Origin of the sequence: Chryseobacterium polytrichastri, from assembly GCF_900142445.1 — a bacterium.
Lineage (GTDB): Bacteria > Bacteroidota > Bacteroidia > Flavobacteriales > Weeksellaceae > Chryseobacterium > Chryseobacterium polytrichastri.
Window position 1 is genome coordinate 62,126 of sequence record NZ_FRAV01000002.1, and the last position, 14,429, is coordinate 76,554.

At 32.2% G+C, this 14,429-nt stretch carries 14 protein-coding genes; 4 read left to right on the forward strand and 10 right to left on the reverse strand.

The genetic code is table 11. The features are described 5' to 3' along the window. Positions 1 to 2 precede the first annotated feature (2 nt). Positions 3 to 512: an isopentenyl-diphosphate Delta-isomerase gene (gene idi / locus BUB80_RS01565; RefSeq protein ID WP_073290280.1), complete on the reverse strand. Its 510-nt coding sequence runs from the start codon at positions 510 to 512 to the stop codon at positions 3 to 5. A gap of 133 nt (positions 513 to 645) precedes the next feature. Beyond that, positions 646 to 1,248, reverse strand: a complete 603-nt coding sequence (locus tag BUB80_RS01570) for a Pr6Pr family membrane protein (protein ID WP_073290282.1) — start codon at positions 1,246 to 1,248, stop codon at positions 646 to 648. Between the two features lie 335 nt (positions 1,249 to 1,583). On the opposite strand from BUB80_RS01570, the gene BUB80_RS01575 reads away from it, so the two are divergent. Next, the gene (locus tag BUB80_RS01575; protein WP_073290525.1) at positions 1,584 to 1,985 is read left to right on the forward strand and encodes an LNS2 domain-containing protein; all 402 of its coding nucleotides are present in this window, start codon (positions 1,584 to 1,586) and stop codon (positions 1,983 to 1,985) included. 100 nt (positions 1,986 to 2,085) lie between these two features. Continuing rightward, complete coding sequence (locus BUB80_RS01580) at positions 2,086 to 3,045, forward strand: D-2-hydroxyacid dehydrogenase (protein ID WP_073290284.1); 960 nt, start codon at positions 2,086 to 2,088, stop codon at positions 3,043 to 3,045. Between the two features lie 135 nt (positions 3,046 to 3,180). Here the strand turns inward: BUB80_RS01580 and mscL are convergent, their stop codons facing one another. Further along, the gene (gene mscL, locus BUB80_RS01585) at positions 3,181 to 3,561 is read right to left on the reverse strand and encodes a large conductance mechanosensitive channel protein MscL (protein WP_073290286.1); all 381 of its coding nucleotides are present in this window, start codon (positions 3,559 to 3,561) and stop codon (positions 3,181 to 3,183) included. 311 nt (positions 3,562 to 3,872) lie between these two features. Between mscL and BUB80_RS01590 the strand changes: the two genes are divergently transcribed. Next, positions 3,873 to 5,387 (forward strand): NAD(P)H-hydrate dehydratase, encoded by a 1,515-nt coding sequence (locus tag BUB80_RS01590; protein ID WP_073290287.1) that lies wholly within the window; start codon positions 3,873 to 3,875, stop codon positions 5,385 to 5,387. Positions 5,388 to 5,459: 72 nt separating this feature from the next. Here BUB80_RS01590 and lgt read toward each other — a convergent pair whose 3' ends face one another. Beyond that, positions 5,460 to 6,326: a prolipoprotein diacylglyceryl transferase gene (lgt, locus tag BUB80_RS01595; protein ID WP_073290527.1), complete on the reverse strand. Its 867-nt coding sequence runs from the start codon at positions 6,324 to 6,326 to the stop codon at positions 5,460 to 5,462. Positions 6,327 to 6,759: 433 nt separating this feature from the next. After that, a complete protein-coding gene (gene yidD, locus BUB80_RS01600) occupies positions 6,760 to 7,002 on the reverse strand; it encodes a membrane protein insertion efficiency factor YidD (RefSeq protein ID WP_073290289.1) in 243 nt (80 codons plus the stop codon). 195 nt (positions 7,003 to 7,197) lie between these two features. On the opposite strand from yidD, the gene BUB80_RS01605 reads away from it, so the two are divergent. Beyond that, a complete protein-coding gene (locus BUB80_RS01605) occupies positions 7,198 to 8,475 on the forward strand; it encodes a replication-associated recombination protein A (RefSeq protein WP_073290291.1) in 1,278 nt (425 codons plus the stop codon). A gap of 53 nt (positions 8,476 to 8,528) precedes the next feature. Here BUB80_RS01605 and BUB80_RS01610 read toward each other — a convergent pair whose 3' ends face one another. From BUB80_RS01610 to pheA, 5 genes are all read right to left on the reverse strand, one after another. Continuing rightward, on the reverse strand, positions 8,529 to 8,966 hold the full coding sequence (locus BUB80_RS01610; protein ID WP_073290293.1) for a hypothetical protein: 438 nt from the start codon (positions 8,964 to 8,966) through the stop codon (positions 8,529 to 8,531). A 107-nt stretch (positions 8,967 to 9,073) separates the two neighbouring features. Then, on the reverse strand, positions 9,074 to 11,299 hold the full coding sequence (locus BUB80_RS01615; RefSeq protein WP_073290295.1) for a DUF2339 domain-containing protein: 2,226 nt from the start codon (positions 11,297 to 11,299) through the stop codon (positions 9,074 to 9,076). Between the two features lie 115 nt (positions 11,300 to 11,414). Further along, entirely contained in the window at positions 11,415 to 12,131 is a 717-nt protein-coding gene (locus BUB80_RS01620) for a hypothetical protein (protein WP_073290297.1), read from the reverse strand. 316 nt (positions 12,132 to 12,447) lie between these two features. Beyond that, the gene (locus BUB80_RS01625; protein ID WP_073290299.1) at positions 12,448 to 13,152 is read right to left on the reverse strand and encodes a hypothetical protein; all 705 of its coding nucleotides are present in this window, start codon (positions 13,150 to 13,152) and stop codon (positions 12,448 to 12,450) included. Positions 13,153 to 13,543: 391 nt separating this feature from the next. Continuing rightward, positions 13,544 to 14,392: a prephenate dehydratase gene (gene pheA / locus BUB80_RS01630; protein WP_073290529.1), complete on the reverse strand. Its 849-nt coding sequence runs from the start codon at positions 14,390 to 14,392 to the stop codon at positions 13,544 to 13,546. Between the last annotated feature and the right edge of the window lie 37 nt (positions 14,393 to 14,429).

Here is a 14,429-nt window from a genome sequence, read left to right on the forward strand (position 1 = left end):
TCTTAAAAATGGTATTGGTATTCTTTCAGAATGATTTTGAACCACTCGGTAAAGTTTTCAGGATGGTTGGCTATTTCCTTATTGAGATCTGATATAGAAATATATCTTACTTCTTCCACCTCATTTTTGTTTAGATCAAAATCGGCTTCATAATTTCCCACGAAAACATGGTCTAATTCATGTTCCCAAAGTCCGCCGCCAACATCAGCCCTATAAATAAAATTGAATTTTTCTGAAAGTTCAGTGTCTATTCCAAGTTCTTCTTTAACTCTTCTTTTGGCCCCATCGAGGTAGGTTTCCCCATTTCTGGGATGTGAACAAACAGCATTGGTCCATTGGTTAGGAGAGTGGTATTTTTCTGATGCTCTTTTCTGTAAAAGCATTTCCCCTTTAGTATTGAATAAAAAAACGGAAAATGCACGATGTAGCAAGCCATTAATATGAGCCTGCTGCTTTTCCATTAAGCCTAAAACTTCATCCGCCGGATTAACTAAAACTACGAATTCTTCCATTGATACAAATGTAAGTTTAATAAATGTATTTTGGAAATTTTTGGTAAAACATCATATCACTTTTTGGTGATGATATGATCATTATTTTTGATTGGCGCTCACCGATAATATAGATTTGACTAATGGTGAACAATTATTTTTTTAAGGCTTTTCCAATCCTGATGTATAAAACTGAAATAGTGAAAAAGAATATTGTGACAAACAAAGAGTTAATCAAAACCTTTGGTAAACCTAAAGTACTAACATCTACAAATGGATAAGGATAGAACCCTGAAAAAGTTCCTCTCGCCAGTATGACAACCAGATATAGTATAGGAAATAGAGCCCATTTCGGAATCTGACTGTATTTTACACTTTTTTTATTTTCAAATAGATACCAGAAAATAATCGTAAGTATAGGCATTACGCTGTGTAGCAATTCATCAACAACTCTTTGTAAGCCGGTGGGTTGCCAGGTTCCTCGCAGAATGACTTGATAAATGAAGCCTACAATGGTAATATAGACTGTGAGAGCCGTCAGGATACCTGGTTTTTCATCTTTACTTTTTTGTTTTTTGAAAACGATACTAGTAAAATATAGGGTAATAATGAAATTGACAAGTATAGTGAAATACGTGAAAAACCTGAGATTAGCTTCAATTAAAGAAGTTGTTCTATTTTCTATATGCAAATAATACTGTGCTATTAAAGCAAACCAACCAATAAGAGCAAAAATAAGAGCAATATTTTTTTTCATGATTTGTAATTAGTGATATAAATATAAAATAAAAAAGTCAATTTGCAAGCTTTGTAAAATGACTGTTATGCAGTTGAGATGTTCTTATTAAGTATCTTTTAAAAATAATTTCTATTATATTTCTTGTAGCATCATCTATAAACTAATGATGTGTTTAATATGAAATTTTAACGTATTGTGAGGCAGAATACTTTGATACTCATTATAAAAATAACAATATAAATGTTTGTTTTATTTCGTTAATAACGATATAAATAGCTTAAATTTAATATAAACCAAGTTTAATGCTCCTGTTTGATGTAAAAGTCGTAACTTCGCGATTCAAATTTTTAATGATGGAATTAGACTATATTGAGCACCTAAGTCCTATACTTAAGGACGGCGTAAAGAACTATTTAATAGACATTGACGGAACAATTACGGACGATGTACCTAATGAAGAACCTGAAAGAATGGTTACCTGTGAACCATATCCTGATGCCTTAGCGACAGTGAATAAATGGTACGACGAAGGTCACCAGATCTGCTTCTTCACTTCAAGAACAGAAAATCTAAAGCAAATTACGATTGATTGGTTGGATAAACATGGATTTAAATATCACAGTGTTTTATGTGGAAAACCAAGAGGAGGGAATTATCATTGGATAGACAATCACTTGGTAAGAGCAACAAGATACAAAGGGAAGTTTACAGATCTTGTAGAAAAACAAGTGACCATTGAAGTTTTTAAAGATTAAAATTATAATTCAGGGGTTTAAAGATTAAACGATTAAAGTGGGTGATACTGCATGATTTTTTAATGTTTAAATCCTTTAATTTTTTAAATACACACTATTTATGAAAGTTTTAGCAAACGATGGGTTGGATCAATCTGGGATTGATGCATTAACTGAAAAGGGGTTTGAAGTAATCACAGCAAAAGTTCCGCAGGAGTTGTTGGTAGATTATATCAACGAGCACAAGATTCGTACTTTATTGGTGCGCAGTGCAACACAGGTAAGAAAAGATATTATTGATAATTGTCCGTCGCTTGGGATCATCGGAAGAGGTGGAGTAGGAATGGATAATATTGATGTAGATTATGCAAGAGAAAAAGGAATTCATGTAATCAATACACCTTCTGCTTCTTCAGAATCGGTTGCTGAGTTGGTTTTCGCTCATCTATTTTCAGGATCAAGATTTTTACAGGACTCTAACAGAAAGATGCCTGTAGTAGGAGATACAGAATTTGCAGGTCTTAAGAAAGCCTATGCAGCTGGAATTGAATTAAGAGGAAAAACCATCGGAATTGTTGGGATGGGAAGAATCGGACAGGAGGTTGCAAGAATTGCTTTAGGTCTTGGAATGAGAGTAATTGCTGCTGATAGTAATGTAGGTAAAGCAAGCATTAAAGTGAAGTTCTATAACAATCAGTTTATTAATGTAGATATTGAAACTGAACCTTTACAGGAAGTTTTAAAACACTCAGACTTTATTACGCTTCACGTTCCGGCTCAGAAAGAAGGATACATGATTGGGAAGAATGAATTTGAGATTATGAAAGACGGTGTTGCTATTGTGAACTGTTCAAGAGGTGGAGTTATTGATGAGTCTGCTTTAATTGAAGCTTTGGATTCAGGGAAAGTAAGGTTTGCAGGTCTTGATGTTTTCATCAACGAGCCTACTCCTTCTAAGGATATCCTTACGCATTCTAAAATCTCTTTGACGCCACATACAGGGGCATCTACTTTAGAAGCTCAGGATAGAATTGGCCTTTCTTTGGCAGAACAAATTGCAAGTATTTTACAGATTCATTAATATCTGGTCATCATAAAAGAATAAAACACCTCCATAAGAGGTGTTTTTGTTTTAAGTAAGAATGGTGATTTATTAATACATTTTTTACATTCAAAATAACTGATTGTAATTTTAATATATGAAATCTAAATCTTCTTATATATTATTTTTGCTTCTCAAAAGATCTCTGATTTCCGCTAATAATTTTTGATCATCAGTTGGTCCTGCAGGAGCTGGCTCTTCTTTCTTGCTAATTTTATTAATTCCTTTTATCATCACGAATAAAACGAAAGCAATACATAAGAAATTGATTACCGCTGCTAAAAAGTTACCATACGTAACCCCATTCCAAACCAGTCCTTTAATGTTCTCTGCACCAGCAGCTTTTAGAGCCGGATTTAATAGAAGAGGTGTGATTACATCTTCTACAAATGATGAAACAATTTTACCAAATGCAGCACCAATAATTACCCCTACTGCTAAATCTACCACATTGCCTTTAACCGCAAATTCTTTAAATTCTTTAATAAATCCCATAATTTAATTCTTTTTAATGTTGTGTATCACAAATATAATTTAAATAAATGAATATTTGTCATTAATAATAGACACATAAATCGATATTTTGTGATTAATTAATCATAGATATAGGGTGTTGGAATAAAAATTAAAGAGGGTAAAAAGGAAGTATTGTGAATGTTGAAATAAACAGATTATAAAAAAAACTTCACTTTTTAATCTAAATATTATTTGATATTATATTATTTTTTCAGTAATTTTTAGGTTTGTTTTACCAAAAAAGATCTAAGGTTAAGACTATAGTCTAAAATTGTAACAACTAATATAATATGAAAATTTTCACAGCACAACAAATAAGAGAATGTGATCAGTACACGATAGAGCATGAACCTATTTCTTCGATTCAGTTAATGGAAAGAGCAGCAGAGGCCTTTGTATATTGGATTTCAGAAAACTGTAATAATCATAGAAATTTTGCCATTTTTTGTGGTCCTGGAAATAATGGTGGAGATGGCTTTGCAATTGCAAGAATGCTGTGCCTGAAAGGTTTTGATGTAGATGTTTTTGTAGATTCTAAAGCTAAATTTTCTGATGATGCCAATGTAAATTTTAAAGAATTAAAAGGCATTTCTGAAGTTGTGATTAAGAGTTTTAAAGATGTTGATCAGTACCGTTTTGATAGTAGAACGATTATTATTGATGCTCTCTTCGGAACTGGTTTATCAAGAGAGTTGAAAGGCGATTATAAAGAATTAATTGATCATCTAAACACAAAAAGCAATATTAAGATTTCGGTTGATATTCCTTCCGGATTATTTACAGATTCAATTTCTGAGGAAAAAGTAAATGTTTTTAAAGCAGATTACACATTAAGTTTTCAGTTTTGGAAAAAAAGCTTCTTACATCCCGAAACAGGCATATACACCGGAAAAGTTATTGTTCTAGATATTGATCTGAGTGAAGAATATATTTCAGATACTGAAACATCAGATTTTGTTATTGATGATAAAATAGTAGAACGTATTTTTAAACCCAGAAATGAATTTTCTCATAAAGGAACTTATGGAAAAGTTACGATAGCTGGCGGAAGTTATGGGAAAATTGGTGCTGCAGTGCTGGCTACTAAATCAGCTTTAAAAATGGGTACGGGATTAACGTTTAGTTTAGCGCCAAAATGTGGATATGAAATTCTTCAAACTTCTTGCCCCGAGGCGATGTTTATAGAAGGTGGTGAAAATCATGTTAATCAGTTTGATATTGATGAAACCTCTGTGGTTGGTATAGGTCCAGGTTTAGGACAAAATCCTGAAACAGAAAAGTCATTATTACAATTTTTAAAAAAGTATTCAAAACCATTGATATTAGATGCAGATGCATTAAATATCATTTCTAAAGATAAAAAGGGGCTAGAACTAATTCCCAAAAGATCAATCATAACGCCACACCCAAAAGAATTTGAAAGATTATTTGGTGTGACAAAAGATTCTTTTGATAGAGCAGAATGGGCTCGTAAAAAAGCTCATGAACTTCAAATTTATATCATATTAAAAGATCATCATACGCAAATTATTACTCCTGACGGAAATGTCTTTTATAATATCACAGGAAATGCAGGTTTGGCAAAAGGGGGAAGTGGTGATGTATTGACAGGTATCTTATCTTCTTTATTAGCTCAAGGATATTCCGAGGAAGATGCCGCCGTTTTTGGAGTTTGGTTTCATGGAAAAGCAGCAGAATTTGCAGCGGAAAAACACTCTAAAGAAGCCATGCTTCCAACAGATGTAATCAACGAATTCGGAAATGTTTTTGAAGAACTTAATAAAAAAGCTGAAATAAAACTTTAGTAAAAAAGATTAAAATTAAAAGGCAAATTCACATGATGCGAATTTGCCTTTTTTAAATATTGTAAAGTAAGCTTATTCTGGTTTCCCGTTTTCAGCTTCTGTGATTTTGAATTTCTTAGAATAAATCATAATGACAAATCCTGCGATCATAAAAGGAATAGAAAGTACTTGTCCGGTATTTAAACCTGCAAATTGAATGAATTCGTCTCCTTGAGGCATCTTTAAAAATTCTACAAAGAATCTGATTGCCCAAAGAATGATAAAGAACAATCCGAACAACCATCCTTGCTGATATTTTTTGTTTGTTTTTTTATACAGAACCCATAATAGGACGAATAGGCAAACATAACCGAATGCTTCAAACAACTGGGTAGGATAACGTGGAACGGTTGCGCCGTACTCACTGCTTTGTTGAGGGAAAAATATAGCGAATGGTGAACTAGGATCCACTGGTTTTCCTACAATTTCAGAGTTGAAAAAGTTACCCATTCTTACAAAGGCTCCTCCTAAAGCAACTACAATTCCTATTCTGTCATATACCCAGAACGGGTTTTTCTTGATGATTTTAAACGAATAATAAAGCGTTGTGAAGATCAAAGCAATCGTAGCTCCGTGACTTGCCAATCCTGAAAATCCGGTAAATTTAAATCCGTTTTTAGTGCTTATCGGTAAAAATACACTCCAAAAATCTTCTTTGAATAATTCCGGTTGATAGAAAATAACGTGCCCTAATCTTGCTCCCAAAATGGTTCCTATTAAAGTCCAGGTGAAAAGAGGCTCCAAATATTTTATGTTAACATTATCAATCTTGAATATTTTAGCCATTAAAACATAGCCTAATCCAAAAGCAAAAATGAACATTAAGCTATAAAAATGCAAAGTAATTGGTCCTAACTGAATTCCTTTTGAAGGATCCCAAATCTTAAACGGAGTTTCCAATTCTACCTTATCAGTCTCAGCAATTGGCTTGCTGGATTTTACGGCATATTTAAAGGTGTCGATATTTTCCTGAGTAACTCCTGTTGTAATTAATTTAAAGTTCTTGTCAAAAAACTGATATTGATTGTCTTTGAATCTTGCCAACGTTTGAGCGCTGAAATTATAATAGCTAGGCTCAAAGTTGGATTCGTTTAGAATTACCAAAATATTATTGTCTATTTTTTTATCGGCAAATCCGCCCAGATCAGTGGCTTCAGTAGTTGCATAAATTTTTACAGGAAGTTCCGTTGAATTTACTTTCAAAGTTCCGTCTGATAAACTTGCCTGGTAATCCTGTGCGAAAAAACACTGGGTAATAAAGGCAAATGCGACAAGGTAAATTCTGAAAAAAATATTACTCATTTCTATTTTTTTAGTAGTTTGTATATTGATTTTACTTTTTTGGAGGAACAGGATCATAGCCGCTTCCTCCCCAAGGATGACATTTTGAAATTCTTTTCACTCCGAGCCAAAATCCTTTAAAAATACCGTGAACTTGCAAAGACTCTACCATATAATGGGAACAAGTAGGTTCGTAACGACAATTTTTGGGAAGTAAAGGCGAGATAAACCATTGGTAAAATTTTATTAAAACTACCAAAGGAAAAGTGATTATTTTATTGAATCTAAGTTTCAAAACAATGCAAAAGTAGGGTAAAAAAATTAAAATAGTTTAAATTTGTTATAAGTTTCAGAGCGTAAATAGATGTTTCGTCGGATAAATTTCGGCGTTCATCGATTTTGTATATTTACAGATTCAAAATCGTAATTTTTATACAGACTTTGTCATCTTTAACATTGAAAAAAATCACTTTAAATCAAATCTAGCATCTTGAATCAAAATATTCCATTAGCTGAAAAATTAAGACCGAAAACCTTAGATGAAGTTCTTGGGCAGGAGCACCTTACCGGAGAAAAAGGAACAATAAGGAAAATGCTGGAGAATGATGCTTTAAATTCTCTTATTTTTTGGGGACCTCCGGGAACAGGGAAAACAACTTTAGCGGAAATTATTTCTGAGAAATCAGGAAGGAATTTCTATAAACTATCCGCAGTTTCTTCTGGAGTAAAAGATGTGCGTGATATCATTGATGAAGCTAAAAGTCAAAATCTGTTTTCAGGGAAATCTCCTATTTTATTTATTGATGAGATCCACCGTTTTAATAAATCTCAGCAGGATTCTCTTCTTCATGCAGTTGAAAAAGGCTGGATCGTATTAATTGGTGCTACTACAGAAAATCCAAGCTTCGAAGTGGTTTCGGCATTGCTCTCAAGAAGTCAGGTGTATGTTCTGAAGGCATTGAGTTATGAAAAATTGGAAGAGCTTGTTGATATTTCTTCTGAAAGATTTAACAAAGATGAAAATACAGATTTTACGATCTTAGAAAAAGAAGCTTTAATTCAATATTCTGGAGGTGATGCAAGGAAATTGATCAATTCTGTGGAATTGGTTCTTAATCAGTATAAAAATTCTGACACCAAAGAAATCATTAATTCAGATGTTCTTGAAGTTTTGCAGGAAACAATGGCGCTGTATGATAAAAATGGAGAGCAGCATTATGATATTATTTCGGCGTTCATTAAATCGATGCGCGGGAGTGATCCCAATGGAGCTGTTTATTGGTTAGCAAGAATGATTTCGGGAGGAGAAGATATTAAATTCATTGCGAGAAGGATGCTTATTTTAGCTGCTGAAGATATTGGCTTGGCCAACCCGACTGCTCTGATGATTGCTAATAATTGTTTTCAAGCAGTGAATGTCATTGGAAATCCAGAAGCGAGAATCATATTAAGTGAAACAGCTATTTATCTCGCAGTATCTCCAAAAAGTAATTCTGCTTATATGGCAATTAATGAAGCGCTGGCTCTCGTAAAGCAAACGGGAAATCTGCCTGTTCCTTTACATCTTAGAAATGCGCCCACAAAACTGATGAAAGAGATGGATTATGGAAAAGAATATAAATATGCCCATTCTTACGAAGGAAATTTTGTAGATCAGGATTTTCTCCCACAAGAAATTAAGAATACTAAATTATACGAGCCAGGAAATAATGCCACCGAAAAGAAAATTTATGACGAGCTTAAGAAAAAATGGAGCACTAAATACTAAAAGCAAAAAAGGATACTCACTGAGTATCCTTTATATATTATAATTGAGAAGAATTATTTTACTTTACTTGTATAGGTTACAACTTTTCTTCCATTATTTTCCTGTACTTCTACATTGTTTAAAATCTCTGCATAAATCTTTGTTTCAGGATTTTTGAATTCGTACCCATCAATGAAAACAGGAGCATCTTTATCAACACCGTACATTTGATTAATTTGAGCAACTGTAAGTCTGTCTTGTCCTTCGTATCCTTTTTTGAACTTATATTCTGTAAGTCCGTTATCTGCTAAATAAGCATATTTTTTAAGATTTTGAGGCAGGGTAGCTTTCGTTTTAAGAACACCCTTACCTTGAAGTATGTCACCTTTAGTAGTGAACATATCTACGGTACCAACAACATCATTGGCAACGGCAAATTGTGTAGATGTATTTTTTTGAGCAAATAAACTTGCTGAAGCAAATAGTAATAAAGAGTAGAATAATTTTTTCATAGTCTATGGAATCTATAACTGTTAAAAACTTGATAAATATAGTTATTTTTTATAGAATGTGAATGGAATTTTAATTTAAATTAAAATTTAACGATAAATAATATGTTTTATTGAGATTCTAAGTTTTCATTTTCAACTTTTTTATCAACCATATTTTTAATGATATTTTTTAATCTCTGGAACATAAATGAGCTCAATAATAAGATAATACCTAACAGAATAAAAGCAATGATTCTTGAAATATTATCCATTTGCCATATATCGTAGGCATAAAGTTTTAAAATCATTAACCCAAGAAGTACAAAGCCAACTTTGCTTAGTTCTGTAATATTTTTCTTTAAACCGGAATAAATAAAAAGACTTGCAAGAATAGCCCAAATGATAGGTAAGTATAAAATACTAAAGTGCTTTTGTAATTTCCATGCTGTAGAGAGATTAGTGGCGTTTCCTAAAATATATAAATGATACAATTCACTGCTGATCACAATAACGAAGGTAATGGAAGCTAACCAATAAGAAATTTTTGTTTTGAAGAAATCAGATTCGGGTAAGATTTTCCAAAGAGTATAGACAAAAGGAATCCAATAGAGTAGATGTACGATATAAAAATTGCTATTAATATTCTTTAGTAAAATAGAGTTGACAAGTTCTGATGCTGAAAAAGTAACATTAAGGATCAATAAAAAAAAGAAAATAGATATTAATACGGTTTCCAGATCTTTATTAATATCTAATTTTTTACGGAATAACAAGATTACAAAAAGATAATACAAACTAAATAAGATTCCAATGCTGAAAATAAAAGAAGAAGGCCTCTCAGAAATATGATAAATGATTTCTAATAGCAAGGCAAAATAAATGACTCCAAAACTTAAAATTTTGAATGTATTTTCAAAGAAGCTATTGTCTTGTTTTTGTGTTTCTGGAAGCTTTTTTAGTAAAATCAAATTCGTAAGAGTAGTAATTACCGTTACCGAACTTGTTAAGAATACCGGGTTGAAAATAATTGCTAAATTCTTGACAGTATAATATTCTGCCCAAGTGATCATTTGTGTTATAATAACGAGAGGGAATAAGACATAAAAACAGATCTTGAAAATATTAAGATTTGTTTTCTTCCAGATAAATAATAATAAAGTGGCTTCAATAGCCCAAACCGTAGTGATTAAATGGGTTTTAAATTGCAAAGCAACGGCAATGGTAACAAGACTTATCGTAATTCCTGTAAAAACTGAATAGTTGGTTGTAAATTCTTTTTTATTGTATTCTTTGAAAAGCAATAAGCTATTTACAAAAGCAAAAATAAGCGGAAATATAATGATAGGTTCATATTGTAATTCATTAAAAATATAAACTAAACCAATGATGCTTGAGAAATTAATCAACACAAGCATTAAAATGTCAAAAGTAGAAAGTATGCTTTTTCTTACATAGCTCTGTAATGCGAATGCATAGAAAATAATGTAAGCGATTATGTAAAAATAAATGCTTAAAAGTTGTGTTTTTTCTATCGTCCAATAAGAGAGATAAACAGTTGTGAAAATAAAGGAGATCCAACCGACACTTTTCCATTGCTTCAAAAATGCTATTGTGAGCATTCCAACGTTTAAAACCATGATGTAAGTGAATAGGAAAAGATAGTTACTTTCTCCGGTACTGATCATTAATGGTGCTAAAAAGCCGCCAAATAATGAGAAGATAATTAATATTTCACTCTTATAATAATAGGAGAGTAAAATGGAAATTAAGGTAATAAAGCATGTGATGGCAAAAGCTATGTTTTGACTGAATAGTTGATATTCTCTAAAGGCAATGGTTGTTGTGAAGTATAAAATTGAAATTCCACCTCCTGTAATGATAGAAGAAAACACCGAATAGTTTTTCTTTAAAAAATGGCCAATCAACATAATCCCGGCTCCGATTAAGAATCCAACTCCGGCTCTTGCAGTTTCACCAATCCAGTTTTTATCGATTGCGTATTTAACGAAATATCCAATTCCTAAAACCAACGTGAAAATTCCAATAATCGTTAATGCATTCTGCTTTAAGAAATCAAAAATTGGAGTGGTCCAATCTTTTTGTGGAGGTAAAAGAACTTCTTCAGAAATATTTTGTTCTTCAGTACTTTGTTTAATTTCCTGAATGTTTTCATCTAAAACTGCGGATGCTTCAGGAATTGTTTGTTCTTGTTTTGCCTCTGTGACTGGGATATTTTTAAAGGCATTTTTTTTAAGCTCGCCAATTTCATCCTCAAGATGATTTATTTTTTTGTTGAGTTTATAATAGATTAAAAAGAAAAATATAAGTAATATAATTGAGAAGGAATTTTCCATTGATATGTTTTATGTATCAAATATAGATAAATGTAGGAGAAGGTCATCAATAATTAACCCATCAACAAATTAGATGATGGGCTAAATTATTTGAGTAATGAAAATAGAAAGCTATTTAATTTGATACTTTGTAAATATAAAAAGATCCAATACTGGATCCGAGTACTCCTGCATCAATAACTGAGGTTCCTGTAAGTCCGAATGATATTTTATCTCCGGTTTGCAATGGATACAGTGAGTTAATAGAACTGTCCGAAATGGTTAAACTTAAAACAAGCGGAACCGAAATACCGCTGAAAGTACAGTTGTCAATAAGAGTAGCTACAGCGGCTCTTGTTCTGAGGATACCTATACCGGTGCCGGTGGTAAGCAAGGAAGCTTGAAGGCCAGAGCCATAGCGGAAAGAAAATCCAATTGCATATGTGCCACTAGAAGGAACTGTATAAGTATGATCTGTATCAGTAAAAAGTGCTGGAGTTCCAACAGTTCCATCTGCTTGTAAAAAAGTTACAACCTGAAATCCAGAAGGAAATATTCCTAAACTTAATAAAGTTATACCTGTCGTTTTTTTTGCTGCAAATACAGATGCGTTTACTGATGAACTAATAAACGCTTGTGGAGTAATCTCAGCAATTTGAAAATCTCCACCAGTACCTTGGTTTGATAACAGAAGTTGGTAACCAGTGAGAGAGGTTGCCGTTGGAATACTTCTAATTTTCATTGTTCCATTTACATCCAGCATTGCAGTTGGAGTGGATGTTCCGATCCCGACTTGCGAAAATGCAGAAATGGTGATAAGGGATAAAATTGCACTACAAATTTTAGTTTTCATGTCAAAATAATTTAATTATTGATGGTTAATTCAGTTAGTTTTCTATTTGTAGTGAAGCAAAAACTATGCCTGCTGTTTAGTATTTATTTAACATAAATTAAGATGTGGTATTATAATTTTAATTTTAACATAATTAATAATTAAAATTATGATACACATTGGGTTATATATGTGAATTTGATAAGTTGAAAGAGTTGTTTTTAATTGACGAGTTCTATTTTAATAAATCACTGTTTAGTTATGTATCGTATAAAAAAAATGATACTCCCTTGGAATAAGGCAGTATCATTGATTTAATTTATCTTTTTAAAGTGAATTAATTGGATATTTTGTAGACATAAAAAGAAGTAGCACTTGTACTCAATGAACTTGCTCCCAAAGCACCGCTATTGGTAAGTCCAAAATATAGTTTATCACCAGCATTTAAATTGTGGATAGAATTGATGTTTGCCTCCGATATGGTAAGTGCTAGAAGTCCTAAATTAATTCCGTTAAAATTTCTTGTTTCCAACACTGAAAAATTACCATTTGTATTTTTCAGAATTCCAATTCCCGGACCGCCGGTTAATAAAGATGCCTGTATTCCGGATCCATAGCGGAAATAAAATCCTACAGCATACACTCCGGTTTCAGGTACAATATAGGAATTATCAGAATTCGATAATAAAGTAGGAGTACCTACTGTGGTGTCTGCCTGTACAAAATTGACTTGTTTCCATGTGGAAAATAGAGTGAGACTTAATAAAGAAATACCGGATGTCTTTTTTGCCGAGAAGACGGTAGGGTTCGTTTTTATGCTGGTAAATATTGAACCAGGGTCAATCTGTGATACTTCCGAATTATTTTGGTTAAGTACCATAATCTCGTAACCGGAAAGAGTCGTTGTTTTAGGAACTTGCCTAATCATTGTATTTCCGTTTACGTCTAGTGTAGATTTGGGATCTGATGTTTTTATCCCAACCTGAGCAAATATAGCCATTGAAAAGATGATAAAAATCGCATTTGTAAGTTTGTTCTTCATAATATAAATTATATATTGATGTATTTATACAATATTTGTACCTTATAAATGATATTTAGATAAGTTTAACGTGTGTTATTTTGTGAAAATCGCAATGAGTAAGGTGTGATCAATTTACCTATACTTTTATTTTTTTCTTATAATTTAAATTAAAATCGAAAATATTAAATTTAGTATGGTTGTTTTGGTTTATTTTTTCTTATTGTTTTTAGTGAAATGATAATGACTAAATATTAAAATATAAGAGTTTAAAACTGTTCTAAAATTTTGATAATGTTAACTAATTTTATGATAAATATTTAAATTTTTTTATGCAATCTCTAAGTATAAAAATAAATAGTGTCTCAAATTGGGACACTATCTAATAAATTTTAGGGTAAGAATTTTAGTTTTAGCTTTTTAAAAGAAACTCTTTATAATTTCCAAGAAAATCTACTTCAGCGTGTATAGATTTTAATTCTTCTAAAGCATTTTCATGTAATATAGCATCCCATTTTCCTACTACATTAATAAAGAAGAAATAATTCCCAAGACCTGTTTTTAGTGTTCTGGATTCAATCTTGCTTAAATTCATTTTTCTCCATGCGAAAACAGATAAGACCTGATGAAGGCCTCCCGCGTGATCTTCAGGTAACGTAATCAGTAATCCTGATTTTTCACCCAAAACATCTAGCACTTCATTATTATATATATTGTGTTGTTTTGATATAACAATAAATCGGGTATGGTTTTGCTCAAAATCCTGAATATTACGATTGATAATTTTCAGACCATATAAATTAGCCGCAAACTGATTGGCAACTGCCGCTCTTTTAAGTTCAGGATGTTCCGAAATATATTTTGCTGCTGCAGCAGTTGATGAAAAATCCTGTTTTTGAACGTTTTTATAGGTAGTATCTAAAAAATGGAAACTCTGAGCCAATGCCTGTGGATGAGAATAGATCTTCTCAATTTCATTAGCATCATTATCTGGATGAATCATCAGGTGGTGGGCGATAGGCATTACCGCTTCGGCCTCTATCTTTATAGATGAGGTTTTGTATAGATAATCCAACGTCATTGAAACGGTGCCTTCTATTGAATTTTCTAAAGGAACCACAGCTTTATCTACTTCGCCTTTTTCAACGGCTTCAAAACAGTCTAAAATATTAGTCTGTGGCAAAAGTTCTTCATTGGGGAATAATTGGGCAGTGGCAAGTTGAGTGAAACTTGCGTGAGGACCCAAAAATGCGATCTTCATCATAATTGTTTATATATTATATTCTTTTTTGTACTGA

What these genes read in the sequence shown, in the direction of transcription:
- idi (WP_073290280.1), bottom strand. Translation starts at nt 512, where the DNA reads ATGGAAGAATTCGTAGTTTTAGTTAATCCGGCGGATGAAGTTTTAGGC.
- BUB80_RS01570 (WP_073290282.1), bottom strand. Translation starts at nt 1,248, where the DNA reads ATGAAAAAAAATATTGCTCTTATTTTTGCTCTTATTGGTTGGTTTGCT.
- BUB80_RS01575 (WP_073290525.1), top strand. Translation starts at nt 1,584, where the DNA reads ATGGAATTAGACTATATTGAGCACCTAAGTCCTATACTTAAGGACGGC.
- BUB80_RS01580 (WP_073290284.1), top strand. Translation starts at nt 2,086, where the DNA reads ATGAAAGTTTTAGCAAACGATGGGTTGGATCAATCTGGGATTGATGCA.
- mscL (WP_073290286.1), bottom strand. Translation starts at nt 3,561, where the DNA reads ATGGGATTTATTAAAGAATTTAAAGAATTTGCGGTTAAAGGCAATGTG.
- BUB80_RS01590 (WP_073290287.1), top strand. Translation starts at nt 3,873, where the DNA reads ATGAAAATTTTCACAGCACAACAAATAAGAGAATGTGATCAGTACACG.
- BUB80_RS01610 (WP_073290293.1), bottom strand. Translation starts at nt 8,966, where the DNA reads ATGAAAAAATTATTCTACTCTTTATTACTATTTGCTTCAGCAAGTTTA.
- BUB80_RS01615 (WP_073290295.1), bottom strand. Translation starts at nt 11,299, where the DNA reads ATGGAAAATTCCTTCTCAATTATATTACTTATATTTTTCTTTTTAATC.
- BUB80_RS01620 (WP_073290297.1), bottom strand. Translation starts at nt 12,131, where the DNA reads ATGAAAACTAAAATTTGTAGTGCAATTTTATCCCTTATCACCATTTCT.
- BUB80_RS01625 (WP_073290299.1), bottom strand. Translation starts at nt 13,152, where the DNA reads ATGAAGAACAAACTTACAAATGCGATTTTTATCATCTTTTCAATGGCT.
- pheA (WP_073290529.1), bottom strand. Translation starts at nt 14,392, where the DNA reads ATGAAGATCGCATTTTTGGGTCCTCACGCAAGTTTCACTCAACTTGCC.